Annotated in this window: 12 protein-coding genes; 3 read left to right on the top strand and 9 right to left on the bottom strand. The window is 70.2% G+C overall.

The genetic code is table 11. The annotated features are described in order from the left end of the window. Positions 1–256 precede the first annotated feature (256 nt). A complete protein-coding gene (locus ACOFKS_RS03500; protein WP_419807855.1) occupies positions 257–778 on the top strand; it encodes a DUF1993 domain-containing protein in 522 nt (173 codons plus the stop codon). Between the two features lie 116 nt (positions 779–894). Continuing rightward, on the top strand, positions 895–1,176 hold the full coding sequence (locus ACOFKS_RS03495) for a DUF427 domain-containing protein (RefSeq protein ID WP_419807854.1): 282 nt from the start codon (positions 895–897) through the stop codon (positions 1,174–1,176). Positions 1,177–1,432: 256 nt separating this feature from the next. Here ACOFKS_RS03495 and ACOFKS_RS03490 read toward each other — a convergent pair whose 3' ends face one another. Genes ACOFKS_RS03490 through ACOFKS_RS03480 form a run of 3 tightly spaced genes read right to left on the bottom strand, consistent with a single transcriptional unit; the run spans position 1,433 to position 3,839 of the window. Then, positions 1,433–2,791: a cytochrome P450 gene (locus tag ACOFKS_RS03490; RefSeq protein WP_419807853.1), complete on the bottom strand. Its 1,359-nt coding sequence runs from the start codon at positions 2,789–2,791 to the stop codon at positions 1,433–1,435. Beyond that, entirely contained in the window at positions 2,791–3,321 is a 531-nt protein-coding gene (locus tag ACOFKS_RS03485; protein ID WP_419807852.1) for a YceD family protein, read from the bottom strand. The genes ACOFKS_RS03490 and ACOFKS_RS03485 overlap by 1 nt, the downstream gene beginning before the upstream one ends. Beyond that, positions 3,318–3,839 carry a ubiquinol-cytochrome C chaperone family protein gene (locus ACOFKS_RS03480; RefSeq protein WP_419807851.1) on the bottom strand — a complete coding sequence of 174 codons (522 nt, stop codon included), beginning with the start codon at positions 3,837–3,839 and terminating at the stop codon, positions 3,318–3,320. The genes ACOFKS_RS03485 and ACOFKS_RS03480 overlap by 4 nt, the downstream gene beginning before the upstream one ends. A gap of 101 nt (positions 3,840–3,940) precedes the next feature. Here ACOFKS_RS03480 and ACOFKS_RS03475 point away from each other — a divergent pair, with 101 nt between their 5' ends. Then, on the top strand, positions 3,941–4,438 hold the full coding sequence (locus ACOFKS_RS03475) for an outer membrane protein assembly factor BamE (RefSeq protein WP_419807850.1): 498 nt from the start codon (positions 3,941–3,943) through the stop codon (positions 4,436–4,438). A 28-nt stretch (positions 4,439–4,466) separates the two neighbouring features. Here the strand turns inward: ACOFKS_RS03475 and pbpC are convergent, their stop codons facing one another. The 6 genes from pbpC to ACOFKS_RS03445 form a co-directional block, all read right to left on the bottom strand. Next, positions 4,467–6,596: a penicillin-binding protein 1C gene (pbpC, locus tag ACOFKS_RS03470; protein WP_419807849.1), complete on the bottom strand. Its 2,130-nt coding sequence runs from the start codon at positions 6,594–6,596 to the stop codon at positions 4,467–4,469. A 128-nt stretch (positions 6,597–6,724) separates the two neighbouring features. After that, a complete protein-coding gene (locus ACOFKS_RS03465) occupies positions 6,725–12,544 on the bottom strand; it encodes an alpha-2-macroglobulin family protein (RefSeq protein WP_419807848.1) in 5,820 nt (1,939 codons plus the stop codon). Positions 12,545–12,584: 40 nt separating this feature from the next. After that, a complete protein-coding gene (locus tag ACOFKS_RS03460; RefSeq protein ID WP_419807847.1) occupies positions 12,585–13,352 on the bottom strand; it encodes a TIGR02186 family protein in 768 nt (255 codons plus the stop codon). Then, positions 13,349–14,263, bottom strand: coding sequence for a sulfite exporter TauE/SafE family protein (locus ACOFKS_RS03455; protein ID WP_419807846.1), 915 nt, complete (start codon positions 14,261–14,263; stop codon positions 13,349–13,351). Before ACOFKS_RS03455 ends, ACOFKS_RS03460 begins: the two co-directional genes overlap by 4 nt. Positions 14,264–14,325: 62 nt before the next feature. Further along, a complete protein-coding gene (locus tag ACOFKS_RS03450; protein ID WP_419807845.1) occupies positions 14,326–15,117 on the bottom strand; it encodes a hypothetical protein in 792 nt (263 codons plus the stop codon). A gap of 241 nt (positions 15,118–15,358) precedes the next feature. Further along, entirely contained in the window at positions 15,359–16,708 is a 1,350-nt protein-coding gene (locus tag ACOFKS_RS03445) for a glycosyl transferase family protein (RefSeq protein ID WP_419807844.1), read from the bottom strand. Positions 16,709–16,775: the final 67 nt, after the last annotated feature.

The following is a 16,775-nucleotide window of genomic DNA, read 5'->3' as shown; positions in this document are numbered from 1 at the left end:
GGTCAGCCATTCATCTCATGCTTGTGTCGCAGCACTGCGCTCTGAGCCCACACCATGGCCCGAGCTGTCAGTTTCGGCACAGTTGTGATCGCTGGAGGCAACGACCATGAACAGGGAATGCGTTACCCGATCGTCCGACGCTTATCGCCGCGCTCTTGTAAGCGGACGCCTGTTCATCTGACGAGCCGCTACCGGCGCGAATGGACCTGAGCCGGATTGATCATCATAGAGCCAGATGGGTCGTTAGGAAGTAAGCATGTCGTTCTCACTTTATGATGCCGTCGTTCCATCGAACATCCAAACCCTGTCTGCGCTCGTCGGGGTACTGGGGAAGGCCGAGGTCTTCTGCAGCGAAGGCGGGCGATCGGAAACGGATCTGATCGACGCGCGGCTGGCGCCCGACATGTTGCCGTTCGGCTATCAGGTGAAATCCTGCGTCGTCCATTCGGCCGGAGCACTGGAAGGTGCCAGCGCCGGCAGCTTCTCACCGGACAAGTCCAGTTGGCCGACTGACTTTGCCGGCCTCCGCCAGCTTCTGCAGCAAACGATAGCCCGGTTGAACGAGCTGGATCACACCGCCATCGATGCCCTGATCGATCGTGACACCACCTTTATCGCAGACGAGTTCAAGCTCCCGTTCACCGCCGCCAATTTCCTACTCTCATTCGCGCAGCCCAACTTCTATTTCCACGCGACCACCGCTTACGCGATCCTGCGAGTGAAAGGTGTCCAGCTCGGCAAACGCGACTTCATCGGGTTGCCGCGGGTCAAGCAGTAGCGTCGCGGTGGCGGTTGCCCGGGACTACCATGGAACCCGATTTCTCGTTGTCGACCTGGCGTTTGCACGGTGGACTCGGCTGATTTCTAACCTAAGTTCGTCGACGGAGGCAGGCCATGATTGAAGCACGGTGGAACGGATCGCTGATCGCCAGCAGCGACGACACAGTCGTAGTGGAAGGCAACCACTACTTCCCGCTGGATGCCGTCGATCCCGAGGTGCTCCGGCCGAGCAGCACGACGTCAGTTTGCCCATGGAAGGGCACGGCGCACTATTACAGCCTGTATGTAGATGGTGCTGAGAACCGCGATGCTGCTTGGTACTACCCCGAGCCGAACCAAAAGGCGCAGAATATCCGAGGTCGTGTCGCGTTCTGGAAAGGCGTGACGGTCGCCTGATCGGCGGCGATCGTGAAGTTACTCGCGGCGGCAACAACCCATATCCCGACGTTGAGACTGCGGACGCGCCTTCCCGACACCAGAGATTGCTGATTGGAAGGTCGAACTGGCTGATCTCCAAGTGGGCATTCGGCCGCTATCGCTATACCGCCCGGCTCAAGGCCGGGGTGCGAAGAAACGGGCGGGAAAGCAGCAGCGGCGCTTGGTACGACGTTTCGTTACCTTTGGCCTTACGACGACCCGACGTCAGCATGGTTCACGCCCGCACCAGGCGCAGCGGCAGGCCGTCATTGGGTCGCGGGATCGGGAAATGCTGCCACGTCGCGCCCGCGCCGTCGTCCAGCACGATGCGATAGTCCTTGAGCAGATGCGCGACCAGCAGCCGCACCTGCATCGTCGCGAAGTGCAGCCCGATGCACATATGCGCGCCACCCCCGAACGGCACCCAGGCGAAGCGGTGCCGCCCGCGCGACGCCTCCGGTGTAAAGCGCAGCGGATCGAACCGCTCGGGCGCCGCCCAGTAATCGGCCGAATGATGCGTCCAGCCGACGCTGATCCCCACCTGCGTCCCCGCCGGGATCGTGTAGCCTTCCCACGCAAAGTCGCGCAGCGCCCGGCGCGGCAGCGACGGCACCGGCGGCACGATCCGCAGCGCCTCCTTGAACGCCCATTCGGTCTCCACCAGCCGGTCGAGCTGCGCCGGGTAATCGCCGTCCAGCGCGCCGACCTCCGTCGCCAGCCTGTCCTGCCAGTCCGGGTTGCGGCCGAGCAGCATCACCAGGCTGGTCGCCGACGAGGTGATCGTGTCGTGTGCGGCCATCATCAGGAAGTTCATGTGATCGGCGATCGCGGCCGCCGACAGCGGCCGGCCGTCCTCGTCCTCGGCGCGGCAGAAATGCGAGAAGAAGTCCTGCCCGCCCGCCGCACGGCGCTTCGGCACCTCACGCTCGAACAGCTCGATCAGATAGCGGCGCCCCTCGACGCCGCGCTTCATCAGCGTGCCGGGCCACGGGCGGCGGATGGGGGCGACCGACGCCTGCACCTCGTCGACGAACGCCTTGTTGATCCGTGCCGCCTCGTCGCCCAGCTCCATCCCCAGGAAACAGTCCGCCGCCAGGTCGAGGCTCAGCTGCTTGATCGCGTCATAGAAGCGGAACGGGCCGCGGTCCGCCCATTGCGCCACCGTCCGCGCGATCCCCTGATCCAGCCGGTGCGCATAATGGCGCATCGGCTCCGGCTTGAACGCCACGCCCAGCACCTTGCGCTGGCCACGATGGTGATCGAAATCCATCAGCATCAGCCCGCGCGGGAACAGCAGGTTGAGCAGCGGCCCCCAGCCCTGTTCGGACGAGAACAGCCGATCGCGATCCATCAGTACCAGCTCGTTCGCGTCCGCCCCGAGCATCATCACCGACCGCTCGCCGAACGCATTGTTGCGGTACACGCGCCCATGCTTGGCCACCATCGCGTCGCCGAACGCCTTGGGGTTACGCAGCATCTTGAGCGTGGTGCCGACCAGCGGCCAGCCGTCCTCGCCGGGCAGCGCGTCGAGCGCGCGGCCGTTCAGGCGTGGCAGCCAGTGCGGGTTCCCGGCATAGGTATGGGCGAGCGCCATCAGCCTTCCTCCAGCTTGCGTTTCAGGTCGGCGAGCCCGCCGAACGGGCGGCCGTCGTTGCGCGCGGTCTCCTCGTCCTTGACCCCCGCCTCGGCCAGCGCGGCGTCGGCGTCCGGGCTGCGCGGAAAGGGATCGAGCGCCAGCGCCATCGTCGCCGCCGCCGCCTCCCCCAGGTCGATCGCGCCGTCCTCGACCGGTAGCAGGTCGAGCGCGTCCTCCGACAGTTCGGCATCGTCCGCCGTCTCGATCCGCTCGACGAAGCGCAGCGTCACCGCCTCCTCGATCACGGCGGGCAGCGGCTCGCCGGTCGCGACGCACGCCTGCGTCACGGCGGCGGTGACCGTACCCGTCGCGACGATGCCGGCCTCGTCGCGCCGCACCGAGAAGCGCGCGCCGAGCCGGTCGACCGCGAGCAGCCCGAAGCGCCGCGCCAGGCCCGCGCGTTCGCCGTCGGCGGCGGCGATCTCGATCGCGCGATCGGTCACCCCGATCTGATCGACCCGCTCCGGGCGGCTGAACTCCGGCGTCACGGGACCGTCCCCTCCAGGATCGTCGCCAACGGCAGGGTCGCCAGCTTCGCCCGCAGCTGCCCCAGCGCATCGGCGGCATGGTCGACCGCCTCGGGCGCAGGCGCGGTGCCGCGATACAGGTTGCGGATCAGCGCCGGGCGGATGTCGCCCGCCGCCCAGCCGTCGCGATACGCGCCCAGCCGCCCGCCCAGCATCGCCATCATCCGCCCGATATGCTTGCCGACGACGACGTCGCCGATCCCGATCTCGCGAAGCTGGCCATCCATGTCGTCGACGAACCGCTCCGCCAGCCGCGCCGAGGGCTCGGCCGCCGCCGCTTCGTTCTCCAGCCGCAGCAGCACCGTCGCCAGCACGGCGGCGATCATGTCGAAGCGGCCGTCGACGGTGTCGGGCACCGCGCCCTCCACATACCAATGCGGCGCACGGGCGTGGGCGACCACCGCCCGATAGAGCGGCAGCGCCGCCTCGTCGTTCCTGCCGAACAGCTTGCCGAACCAGCCCAAACCCGCGTCACCCACTTTCGTGAACCTTGCCCATGGCGTCGCCGCGTTCTAATCGGACGACGAAGGTCCGTTGCGTTGCCACCCCCGCCCACGGCCCGCAAGCGTTGGAGTATCCCATGTCCCCGTCCCTCCGCCTCATCGGCTTCGCCACCGCGTTCGCGCTGGCGCCAACGCTCCTCGGCGGCTGCACGCCGATCCGCCAGCATCAGGGCTATCTGATCGACGCGGATTTGGTGAACTCGGTCCAGGTTGGCGTCGACAACCGCACCTCGGTTGGTCAGACGCTGGGTCGTCCCAGCTTCACCAGCCAGTTCGGCGGCGGCGACTGGTACTACGTCGCGCGCGACACCCACAGCCTCGCGTTCCAGGACCCCAACCCCTCCGCCCAGATCACGCTGCAGATCCAGTTCGATCAGGCGGGCACGGTGACCGGCATCCGGCGCGGCGGGCTGCAACAGATCGCCGCGGTCGACATGTACGGCAAGACGACGCCGACGCTGGGCAAGAAGCGCGGCTTCTTCGAGGACCTGTTCGGCAACATCGGCACGATCGGCTCCACCGGTGGCGCGGGCGGTGCGGGTGGCGGCGGCGGGAACGGCGGGGGCCGGCCCTGAGTCGCAGCACACAACGTGGTTGGCGACTCTATCTTACCGTAAACAGCACCTGATCCGCGACTCGACCGCCGAGGTCTACCAGCCGTAGCCGATGCTGCCCCCGCGCCGGCAGGATCTGCGGGGTCGCGTCCGCCGCGCCGATGTCGGCGCGGTCCAGCAGCACGCGGTGCGCCGCCGCCGCGCCCGTTACCGTCACGGCCAGCCGCTGGCGCCCGAGCGGGATATCGGGGTCGAGCGCATAGACGCTGCCCGCGATCGGATTGGTGAAGTGCGGCCGTCGCGCCTCGGCGGGTACCGTCGCGATCAGCGCCTGACCGGTGCCCTTCAGGAACCACTCGCGTCGCGGCTGCTCCACCGCGCCGGCGAAGGCGATCCGCCGCGCCTCTACGCCGGTCGGCGGTGCGGGTTCGGCGGCGGCGCCCGCGAGCGCGGTCATCACGTCGCGCCATACCGGCGCCGCGCCGCTGGTGCCCGACACCGCGCGCATCGGATCGCCCTCCGCGTTGCCGACCCAGACGCCGACGGTGAAGCGACCGGTGTAGCCGATGCACCAATTGTCGCGCATCGCCTTTGACGTCCCCGTCTTCACCGCCGCCCAGAACGGCAGGCGCAACGCCGAGTCGAGCCCGAAGGTCGCGGCGCGCGCGTTGGGGTCCGCGATCATGTCGCCGACCAGCCATGCCGCGGCCGGGGTGATGACGGCACGCGCACGGACGCGCGGTCCGTCGCCGGTCAACCGCAGCGGCGACCAGCGCCCGCCCATCGCCAACGCGCGATAGGCGGCGACCTGCTCCAGCAGCGTCACTTCCGCGGAGCCGAGCGCGAGGCTGAAGCCGTAATAGCCGCCGTCCTCGACCATGCCGTGATAGCCCAGGTCCCACAGCCGGTCGCGGAACGGGTCGACGCCGACCAGCAACAGCGTGCGGACCGCGGGCACGTTGAGCGACCCCGCCAGCGCGGTGCGCGCCGACACCGGCCCCTTGAACCCGCGATCGTAGTTCTGCGGCACGTACAGGCCCGACGCGGTGTCGAGCTGGACGGGTGAGTCGTCCAGGATCGACGCCGGCGTCAGATAGCCGCGCTCGATCGCCTGGGCGTAGAGGAAGGGCTTGAGCGTCGACCCCGCCTGCCGATAGCTCGCCGCATTGTCCACCGCCGGTGCGGTCGACGCACCGCCGATGCCGCCGACATAGGCGAGCACGTCGCCGCTGGCATTGTCGACCACCACCACCGCACCGTCGCGCGCGCGCGTGCCGCCCAGCCCCTGCAATTGGTGCCGCAGCGCCTCGATCGCATAGCGTTGGATCGCGGCGTCCAGCGTGGTGCGAACGCGCATGCCCGGCTTGACCAGCAACCGGTCGGCGAGATGCGGCGCCAGACCTGGGTCCAGCTGAAGCGAACGGGCTGGACCGAGCGCGCTCGCCGCCAGTGCCGGGAAGCGGGCGCAGTCCGGCTCATGGCTCAGCCGGCACGCCCGCCGCGCCAGTCGCTCGGGCGACGCCTGCGGATCGGGCAGCAGGCCCGCGAGCAGCAGCGCGTCGTCACGGCTGAGGCTGGCCGGCGTCGTCCCGAACAGCCCCAGCGCCGCCGCGCCGATCCCCTGCGTTTCGCCGCGAAACCCGGCGAGGTTGAGATAGGCTTCCAGGATCTGGTCCTTGGACCACGCCGCCTCCAGCGCCTGCGCGGCGCGCATCTGCCGCAGCTTGTCGCGCCACCCGCGCGCGCCCGGTCGCGCCAGGTCCGGGTTGAGATAGCCCGCGACCTGCATCGAGATCGTGCTCGCCCCGCGCGCTGTATGCCCGCTCAGCCGCGCCTTCAGCGTGGCGCCGAGCGCCAGCCAGTCGACGCCGCCATGCGAAGCGAAGCGCCGATCCTCCGCCGCGACCAGCGTCGCGCGGGTGACGGGCGATACCTGATCGAGCGGCGTCCACGCCAACCGCCGCCGCGCGAAGTCGACGCGCGACGAATCGAGCAGGACGCCGTGACGATCGTACAGCCACGCCTCCGACGGCGTGGCGGCGGTGCGGACCAGCGCGAACGGCGGCACGGCGGGCGGGGCGGTGAGCAGCGCGACGGTGACGAGGAGCAGGATCGCCGCGCTGCCGAACGTCAGCGCGATCTGCCGACCCTTCGTCAACCCCGCAAACCGCGTTGCCATTCCCGCGAACCAACTCGTCATTCCCACGACAGCGGGAACCCATCTCCGGCGCGCCGACATGCGCTAATCGCGGGTGATGGGTCCCCGCTTGCGCGGGGATGACGACAGGGTGGGCCGGCGGGCGACCATCACCGGTCCCCGATCTCCACCGCCGCGTTCGGCACCTGCGCGCGGATCGCGGGCGAGTACATCGCCTCCACGCGGCTCGGCGGCAGGCTGTAGCGGCCGGGGTTATTCATCCGCAGCGTATAGCTGACCACGAATCGCCCCGCCGGCACCCACGAGAAGAACCCCCGCCAGCTGTCGCGCGCCCGCTCGACATAGGCGGGCTGCGCGCCCGACATGACGATGAAGGGCTTGCCGTCGATCACGACGTTGGCGCTCTCGCCCGGCGTGTCCTCACCCTGCCGCAATAGCCGCGAGCTGCCGCCCAGGTCGCCGACCACCGTCGCCCCCGCCGGGACGGGGTCGCTCACCACCACCCAGTTGCGCTCGGCCGAGGCGTCGACCGTCAGCGTCACGCGCATCACATCGCCGCGCGTCAGCCGGCCGGGATTGCGCTGCTGCACCATCGTCACCTGCCGGGTCATCTTATAGCCCGCGAACAGCGCCTGCCGCAGCGGCACCGCCGCGCGGACGGTGACCGTCGCCCACGGCCCGGCACCACCCGCCTGCCGCAGCATCAGCGGCGCCTGCGCGGACGGCAGCGGGAACGAGACCCCCCCGCGCGCCGCCGCCGCCAGCGGCCAGGCGCGGTCCTGCGTCCGGCCCGCCAGGAACAGGCTGGTCGTCCCCGTCACCGCCGTCGCCGGATACAGCCGCGCGAACTTCTCCACCGCCAGCGTGCCCCAGGCGTTGGCGGTGGTCAGGTCCCAGCGCCCCTTCATCTGCCGCATCGCCAGCCCGAGCATCATCCGCCCGCTGTCGTCCTGCCACCCGGCGCGCCCCAGCGTCGCCAGCACCACCTTGGCGGCGGCCTCGTCCGACGACGACATCATCCACCAATAGCTGTTCTGCGCGTCCGACAGGTCCAGCCGCGTGCCCTCGAACACCAGTCGGCTGCGCAGCTGATCCTGCGCGTCCGCCTTTAGCGCATTGGCATTGGCGGCGGGGACATGATCGAGCGCCATCAGGTAATCGGCCAGGAACGCGGTCGGCATCTCGCGCGTGGTCAGGCCGATCTGCCCCAGCATCGCCGGGCTCGCCGCACCGGCGCGGGCGAGCGCGTTGAACGCCACCAGCTTGCGGACGCGGATGTCGCCATAGGTCTCGTGCCGGACGCGGCCATCGATCACCGCCTTCAGCCCCTCGATCATCCGCGTCCGCGACGCCTCGGGGATCGGCAGCCCGGCCTCCGACGTGATCGTCAGCACATAGGCGGTCAGCGCCTCCGACGGCTCCCCCGATCCACTCGGCCAATAGCGCAGCAGGCCGTCCGACGCCTGGAAGGTCGGGATCGCGGCGGCGAGGCTGTTCCAGCCCCGCGCGTCGCCCAACGCGATCGCACGGCTCAGCTGCTGCTCGAAGCAGTTCCACGGATAGGCGGCCATGAACTGGCGCACCCCCGTCAGCGGCGGCGCCAGCGTGTCGGACAGTTGGATGTCGACCGTGCCGCGCCCCGGCAATGCGCCCATCGGCGGCGCGATCGGCACCTGCGTGTCGCCCACGCGCGCCAACGTCGCGGCCCAGGTCTCGACCGGCACGGCGGGCACGATATCCTGCGTGACGGTCAGCCGGTCCTGCGCCTTGCCGTCGGCGGAGCGCGCCGACACCTGCCACTTCAGCTGCGGCAGGTTGGCGGGCGCGACCAAGTTCCACGCCACCGGCGTCGCGCCGCCCGCGGGGATCGTGACGGTCAGCGGGCGGCCGTTGGCGATCCGCGGTTGCAGGTCGACCGTCGCGGTGACGGTCATCGGCTTCGACGAGCCGTTGCGGAGCGTGAAGCCCGCCGCGAACCGGTCGCCTTCGCGCACCAGCGGCGGAATGCCGGCGAACATCTGCAGGTCCTGCGCGGTGCGGATGTCGGCGGTGCCGGTGCCGAAGCGATCGCTGCCGTCGGTCGCGATCGCGACGAGCTTGAACGACGACAGCGCGTCGGACAGCGGCACGGCGACCCGTGCGCGGCCCTGTTCGTCCAGATCGACATGGCCGCGCCACAACAGCACCGGCTGGAAGTTCTCACGATTGAGCGCCGCCGCGTCGGCTCCGCCGCCGCCGCCCGCCGCCACCGCCTTGCGGCCGTAATGGCGTTTGCCGACGACCTGCATCTGCGCGGTCGAGGTCAGGACCGACAGCGGCCGCTCGCCCATCATCGCGGTCAGCACGTCCCATGACGGGTTCGGGGCCAGTTGCAGCAGCGCCTGATCGACCGCCGCGAACGCCACGTCGGCAGTGCGCGCGGGCCGTCCGCCGGGCCCCTTGACCTGGATCGCGACATTGGCCGTCTCGCGCGGGCCATAGCGCTGCCGATCGGCCTGCACCGCGACCTGGAGCTGGTGGGTCTCCCACCCGACCTTGATCTTGGCGATGCCCAGCCGATAGGCGGGCTTGGCGAGATCGACCAGCGCGGTCGGCGGCGGCGCGGGTTCGCGCTTGCCGACCAGCCCGATCTTCTCGCCCAGACCGTGCAGCCAGTCGCCCCAGCTTTCCTCGATCCGCCCGCGCACCGCCATCACCGACACGAACACGTCGGGCGCATAGACGCCGTTCAGCGGCACCTCGACCACCGGATCGGTGCCCGACAGCGTCGTCACGAAACTCTTGAGCACGCCCTCGCGCTCGACGGTGACCAGCGCGGTCGCCTCGCGGAACGGCATCCGTACCTGGAAGCGGGCGGTGTCGTTCGCGCGATAGCTGGTCTGTTCGGGGACGAGGTCCATGCGATCGCCATTGTCGCCGCCGAACCACCAGTCGTCGTCGCCCGCCAGCCACACCGACCGCACGCTGCGCGTCGTGTTGCCGTCGCCGTCGGTCGCCGTCGCCACCGCATAGACCTCGCCCGACACGCCGGGATCGACCTGGCACTGCGCCAGCCCCTGGGCGTCGGTGGTCGCCGAGCAGCCCCCGTCCAGCTTCTCGGTCTTCATCTGATTGTCGTAAGCGTAGAAGCCGCCGATCAGCCGCCGTCGCGCGGTCAGGATCTGACGGCTGTAGAGCTGGACGTCGATCCGCTGGCCCTTGATGGGCTTCCCGTTCACGTCGAGTGCGACGAACCGCAGGCGCAAGTCGTCCTGCTTCATCAGCCAGCCGTCGGTCTTCATCCCCAGCTGCACCGCCGCCGGGAAGATCGGCACCAGCCGGCTGGCGGTCAGCGTCTCGCCGTTCGCGTCCTGGTAATCCATCTCGACCTGCATGTCGGCGAGCCGGTCGAGTCCCGGCACCTCCACCGTCTGCTTGCCGGTGCCGTCCGCGCCGAGCGTCATCGGCAGCGTCTGCGTCGGCGGCAGCGGCGTCGGTTCGTCGTCGCCGTCCGAGTCGAGCGGCTTGACCCCCTCGACCACCGGCTGACCGCCGAAGGTATAGGCTTCGTAGCCGTCGGGCGTGCTGTCGTGCGCGAACCAGCCGACGCGGACGTCCACCGCCAGATTGCCCGCGCCGCCGCCCGACAGATAGCCGACGAACAGGTCGAGCGGCAGCTGGCGCGGCCGCACCGCCGCCGCCTTGGGCCCCGTAACCGTCGCGCGCATCGTCGGCAGCTTGTATTCGTCGACGCGGACCGACTGGCTCGATCCCACCGAATGGCCGTCCGGCGCCGTTACCGACAGGTCGTAGTCGCCCATCAGCGCGCCGGCGGGGACGTTCCAGGTCGACTCGCCGACGCCGTTGGCGATCGTCACCGGCTGCTCGAACACCGTGTCGGAGCCGCGATGCGACAGTTTCAGCGTGCCCGCGAAGCCCGGCGGGATGCGGAACCCCGCCCCGACCGGCTGGCGGACCAGATGCTTCATGTGCACCGTCTCGCCCTGGCGCACCAGCGCGCGGTCGAAGATCGTGTGCATCGTCTCGCCCGGCGCTTCGTACCCATAGGGCAGGTCGAAATCATAGGGCTGGATGCCGTCGCTCCACCGCGTCAGCGTGAACGAGTAATCCTCGCCCGCACTGGCCGAGATCATCAGCGGATGCTCGGTCCCGTCGCAGCTGCCATAGGTCGCCGGCGCCGGCAGCCCCGCCGGCGCCATCACGCCGCCCGACCGATCGGTGGTGCCGTGTGCGAGCAGCTGGCCGGTGCAGCTGTCGGTGATCCTGACCGCCGCGTTGGCGACGGGCTTGCCGGTGTCCAGCGAGGTCACCCAGGCGAGGCTGGCCTCGCGGCCCCATTTGAAATGCACCGCCATGTTGGTGACCAGCGCCGCGGTCGCGACATAGCGCGGCGCATTGCGCCCGAGCAGCGCACGGCCCAGCGTCGGGCTGGCCAGCTCGACGACGTAGAAGCCGGGCTGTTTGAGCGGGATGCCCACCACCTCGAACTCGCGGCCCTTGCCCGGCAGCCCGACCTGCATCGTCGCGCCCTGCCCGCCGGGCATGATCGAGGTATCGCCGGTGTGGTTGACGCGCCCGACCTCCTCGCCGTTACGCTCGATCGGCGTCGAGCGCTCGTCGTCGGCATCGTCGACGGTCCGCAGCCATTGCGCGACCTTGGCGTCGGACGCATCGACGCGCAGCGTGCGGCCGGGGATGGCGAGGTTGGTGCCCTGCAACGACGGCTCGACGTTGCGGACGGTCACCGGCAGCACGCCGCCCTGCGTCGATTCGAGGATGCCGAAGCCGGCGGCGAACTTGACCAGCGGCGGCGCGCGGTCGAACCGCACCGCCAGCGGAAAGCGCTCCGCATTCTGCAACGTCCGCCCGCTCTCGTCCTTGACCCCGGCGGGCAGCGTCAGCGTCGCCTGCGTCGCGAAGGGCAGCGGCGTCGCGAACGACACGTCGCCGATCGTCGCCGATTTCTCCTCGTCCTTGGAAAAGGTGGGCGCGATGGCCTGGCCGTCGGGCAGCGTAATGCGGATCGCGCGCGCCTGGCTCAACGCGATCGGCGCGGAGAAGACGACGTGCGCCTTTTCGACCGGGCTGCATCCGGCGGCGGCGTTGACGCGGCTGCACTCGAAGCGCGCGGTGAACGGCTTGCGGACGGTATAGTCGAACCGCTGGTCCGCGCCCGCGGCCTTGTCGCCCGCGCCGGCGATGTTCGCGCCCCAGACCAGCGCCATGTCGCGCCCCGGCGGCAGCGGGCGGCGGCACTTCAGCGCGATGGCGCTCTGCAACGCGCGTTGGCGCGCGCCGGCGTCGTCGGGCAGGCGATCGGGCAGGCTGGCGCTGCTCAGGAAGTTGGTGAGCCGATACTCGCCCTTGCCCAGCGCACCGAGCAGTCGCGCGGGCATGTCGGCGGGCAGCAGGTCGACCGGGATGCGCTCGCCAATACCATCGACCGCGCAATAGGCATTGGCGGCAACCGACTCGCGCGTCGGCACCATGTTGGCGGCTACCAGGAAGACCTGATCCTCCTCGATCTGGTCGCCATCGGTATCGGGCAAAACCGCGCGCGCCACCGGCCCGCCCGCGTCGACGGTGTAGGCGTTGCCCCACGGCACCGCATAGCCCGCGACGCTGCGCGCGGTGGCGACGCCGGTGAACTCGCATTTGGTGCCGCCGGCCAGCGGCGTCGCGAAATCGAACACCCAGGTCTGCTGGTCCACCCAGCGCCCCTGGCCCGCGCACGGCGTGGTCAGCGGGGCGGCGAAGCGCGGGTCGCCCAGCGGCACCATCGCCTGGCTGAAACGGACGGTGAACCGCTCGATCGCGCCGTTGCCGACGCCCGGCTGCGCGAACACGACCCGAGGGCTGTTGTCGCCGAACGCCGCGAGCGGCGCCAATGCGAGCGCCAGCACCGCCAATCGCCACGCCCTACGCATCCGTCCGTCCCCCTCGATCCACATTACGCTACCGCGTCGCATGCCTTCGTTCCAGCGCGCTCACCACTCGCTTCGTCGCAATCTAGAGCCGCCGCGCGGCCCAGCCGGCCGCCCAGCCGAGCGCTACCGACAACGCCACCGCCGTCAATCCATAGAGCACAGCATCCTTGTCCGCCGCGCGCGCGACGAAGCGTTCGAACCCGGCCTTCTGGATGTCGATCGGCCGCACCGCCGCGGCCAGCACCCGCCCGTTCTGGATCAGGAAGGTCTCCGCCGTGAACCGCCCCACCGGCACCCGCGCCGGGATCGCGACCCGCGCGCGGTACAGGACGCCGGCGGTGATCTCCACCGCATGGTCGTCGGCGTAGTAGAGCCCGGCCCGACGCTTCAGCGCCACCAGTCCGTCCTGGAACCGCACCTGCTCGTCCGACGCCGCCGACGACGCGGGCGACAGTTGCAGCGAGTCGAGACCGAGTTCGTAGATCGCGCGGGTGCGCGCATCGACCAGCCGCTCGATCGGCTTCGACGAGGCGATCGCGTAGAACGAGGGCGCCGAGCGATAACGCAGCCGCCCGGCGTTGACCCAGATGCCCGCGACCCGCTCCTTCTCGCGCACCAGCACCGACTCGGTCGGCCCCTTCACCACCACGACGATGTCGACCGGCTCGCCCGCCGGGGTGCGCCCGTCGGGCCGGACGATCGCACCGAACAGCAGCAGGTCGGCGCCGGTGAAGCTGTAGACGATCCGCACCGTTCGCTGCGACACGTCGGGGACCAGTACGGGCCCCGGCCCCTTCTGAGCCTGCGCGGTGAGCAGCAACAGCGGCAGCATTGCCGCGAGCCGCTTCACGCCGCCTCCACCGTGAACAGTTCGGCCGGCCGCCACACCAGCCCGAGCAGGATGCGCGACGCGACCAGCAGCACCAACGCCGCCAGCGCCAGCCGCAGCCATTCGGGCTTGATCCGCCCCGCCAGCTTCACCCCCACCTGCGCGCCGACCACCGAGCCCATCAGCAACAGCCCGGCGAGGACGATGTCCACCGCCTTGGTCGTGGTCGCGTGGATCATCGTCGCGGCGGCGGTGACGAACAGGATCTGGAACAGGCTGGTCCCGACCACCGTCGCGGTCGCCATGCCGAGCAGATAGATCATCGCCGGCACCAGGATGAAGCCGCCGCCGATCCCCAGCATCACCGTCAGGATGCCGGTCGCGAAGCCGAGCATCAGCGGCGCCAGCGGTGAAATGTACAGCCCCGAGCGATAGAAGCGCGTGCGCCACGGCAGGCTGGCGACCAGCGGGTGGTGACGGCGTTTCGCGGCACGCGGCGCCTCGCCGCGGCGCGCCAGCAGGATGGCGCCAATCGACTCACGCGCCATCATTCCGCCGATCGATCCGAGCAGCAGGACATAGATCACCGCGATCACAGTATCGAGCTGCCCCAGCGCCTGCAGGATTCGAAAGAGCCACGCGCCCGCCAGCGATCCGACCAACCCGCCCGCGACCAGCACCAGCCCCATCTTCACGTCGACGCCGCCGCGCCGGAAATGCGTGAACACGCCCGACACGCTGGCGCCCGTCACCTGGCTCGCCGCCGACGCCGCCGCGACGGTCGGCGGGATGCCGTAGACGATCAGCAGCGGCGTCGTGAGGAAGCCGCCGCCGACCCCGAACATTCCCGACAGCAACCCGACGCCACCGCCGAGCAGTACGATGACGATCGCGTTGACCGACAGGTTGGCGATGGGGAGGTACAGGTCCACGGGCGCCGCGTTACCCCGTGCGCGGCGGCGCGGCTAGATCGCCGCGGGGCGCAACGGCGCGGCTAGAAGCTGCTTCCCAGTGTCACCGCCGGCCCTGACCCTGGCCGTGCCCGGCCGACGATCCGCTGGCGATAGTCGATGCCGAGACGGACCGACGCGCGACCGGCGGGCACTGCGACGCCCAGCGTCGGGCCGACATCGACCCGCGAAACGCCGCGCTGCGCCGCGCCCCAGGAACCGGCGCCGAGATCGACACGCGCCCGGCCGATGCTCGCCAACGGGCGCCTCACGCGTGCCGACCCGTCGGCGAACGCGCCGCGCGTGCGGACCGCCCCTGCCTGGGCATAGCCTTCTAGTAGTAGCCCGAAGGGTAACCTCGCCGCGCCGCCGCCGATGACCTGCACGGCGGGCAGCGCCGATCCGCCATCGAGCGGCGCGCGCACTTCGGCCAGCAGGTGTACCGGCAAGGGAAGCGGCTGCCAGTCGACGCCCGCCGCCGCCTCGCGGCCCCGCCCGCTCAGCGGCGCCGCGACCCGACCGGACAGCGCCACCCGCCGGTCGCGATCGACCGCATAGGTGAGCCGCACCCCCGCCTGCGACGCGCCGAGCTGTCCGAACGCGAGGCTGTCGCCACCGCTCGGCCGAGCTACCAGCCATGCGTCGCCGTGCAGGCGGGAGGATCGCGCAGTGTGTTCCGAAGCGGTTGCCCTCGCCTCCAGCGTTTGCCCGGTTGCGCCGTCGTCCGGCGAGTCCCCGACGAAGTCGGCCTTGACGATCTGCGGCGTTCCCGACCCGGATAAGACATCGTCTCTTGTCTCCGCCTCGACCATCTCCGCGCGCGGAGCGTCGCCCATCGCTAAGGTGGAGGGCGGGTATCCAAGGTTCAGGGTGGGGGCAGGTCGCGCGACCGCGAAGGGGACCGCCCCGACGGTGACCGACGATGCTTCCGCCACCACCCTCTGGATGGGTGAAGTGGCGCCGGCCATCGCCTCGGATGGGGGCGGCAGGCTTTCCGGCCAAAGCGTCACAAAGCGCAGGCCGGCCCAACCGCCCACCACCAGCGTCAGGAAGCGCAACGGCTTGCCCCGCCGCACCTCAGGTGTCGGCCAGATCGGGAAACTGGTGCGCCGTCTTGTCCCAGACCAGCGGCGCGCCGCGCAGCATGCGGCAATAGGTGAACAGCGCGCGCGGAGCGGCCATCAGGTCGACGGCGATGCCGACCACGAACCGCACGGGAGACAGGATCGCCTCGCGAACCCCGTAGGCCCGCCAGGTGAACAGCGCGCGCACCGCGAGGCGCCAGACCAGCAGGAAGGCGTTGGCTAGCAACAGCGGCCCGAGCACCACGGGCATCGGCGACAGGCGCTCGTCCGCGAACCACGCCCACACCGTCTGGACCAGCAGCGCCGCCATCGCGACATAGGCCGTCGCCAGCACCAGCATCGCCAGCGGCGCGCGTCGGTCGCGCAACCGCATCCAGTGATCGCTCAACGCCAGCGGCTTCGCCCACCCGGTGCGGTCCCACCCGGCAAGCGCGATGCCGACCATCCAGCGGGCTTTCTGACGGACCGCCGCGCGCAGCTCGCTGGGGAAGATCGCGCGCACCGCCACGAGCTGCCGGCCGTCGCGCTCCCGCACCCGCGCGAAGCAGCCGCGCGCGCCGTGCTCGGCGAGGTGCAGGCCCAACTCATAGTCTTCGGTCAGGCTTTGCGCGTCGAACGGATCGCCCCCACGCTGGTCGGCGACGCGCGCGAGCAACGGTGTGGCGACCGCAAAGCCCGTCCCGGCCAGCGGCAGCGACGCGCCGAGCGCCGAGCGCAGGACCAGGCCCTTGGTGTGGCTCTCCGCGAATTCGTCGGCATAATGGCCCGACAACAGCGGCGACCCGCGCGCGACGATCGGCAGGACCGGCAGCTGAACCACATCCTCACCGGCGAGCAGGGCCGAAAAGACCGTCAACTCGTCGGGATGAACCGCATCCTCGGCATCGTGCACGATGATGGCATCGGCGTTCCACCCACTGACTATCAACGCGCGCCAGAGGCTGTTCAGATTGTCCGCCTTCGTCGTGGGCCCTGATCGCTCGCCGATGACGATCCGCACCCGCTCGTTGTCGATCGCCCGAACGGCTTCAATGGTCGCCATATCGTTGGGATAGCAGCCGACGAAGAGGCGGAACGGCGCGCCGTGCAGCCGCGCGAGCGCGGCGCGCAGCATCTGGCCGATCACGTCGGCTTCATTCCACGCCGGTACAAGGATAGCGAAGCGCAGCGGCGTCGCGGGGGGCAGCGTCTCGACGGTCAGCCGGCGCGGACGCCGAACGACACGCAGGAACAGATAGCACAGGTCCACGATCAGGTCGTCAACCCCGCCGATCAACAGACCGACCGCCGCGAAGAGCATCAGCTCGCGCGTCACGACCTCGACAATCTCCAGCGCCCCCACGTCGTTCTGCCCCCTGGCGACGGTTGCCGTTACATTCAGGACCGTCGGTCGGTTTGCAAGTCCCGCC

It is taken from the genome of Sphingomonas sp., assembly GCF_965200135.1.
In the GTDB taxonomy this organism is placed as follows: domain Bacteria; phylum Pseudomonadota; class Alphaproteobacteria; order Sphingomonadales; family Sphingomonadaceae; genus Sphingomonas.
The sequence above is the reverse complement of the archived record's forward strand: the minus strand, read 5'-3'. Positions and strand labels throughout refer to the sequence as shown.

What these genes read in the sequence shown, in the direction of transcription:
- ACOFKS_RS03490 (WP_419807853.1), bottom strand. Translation starts at nt 2,791, where the DNA reads ATGGCGCTCGCCCATACCTATGCCGGGAACCCGCACTGGCTGCCACGC.
- ACOFKS_RS03465 (WP_419807848.1), bottom strand. Translation starts at nt 12,544, where the DNA reads ATGCGACGCGGTAGCGTAATGTGGATCGAGGGGGACGGACGGATGCGT.
- ACOFKS_RS03450 (WP_419807845.1), bottom strand. Translation starts at nt 15,117, where the DNA reads ATGGGCGACGCTCCGCGCGCGGAGATGGTCGAGGCGGAGACAAGAGAC.
- ACOFKS_RS03475 (WP_419807850.1), top strand. Translation starts at nt 3,941, where the DNA reads ATGTCCCCGTCCCTCCGCCTCATCGGCTTCGCCACCGCGTTCGCGCTG.
- pbpC (WP_419807849.1), bottom strand. Translation starts at nt 6,596, where the DNA reads ATGGCAACGCGGTTTGCGGGGTTGACGAAGGGTCGGCAGATCGCGCTG.
- ACOFKS_RS03495 (WP_419807854.1), top strand. Translation starts at nt 895, where the DNA reads ATGATTGAAGCACGGTGGAACGGATCGCTGATCGCCAGCAGCGACGAC.
- ACOFKS_RS03500 (WP_419807855.1), top strand. Translation starts at nt 257, where the DNA reads ATGTCGTTCTCACTTTATGATGCCGTCGTTCCATCGAACATCCAAACC.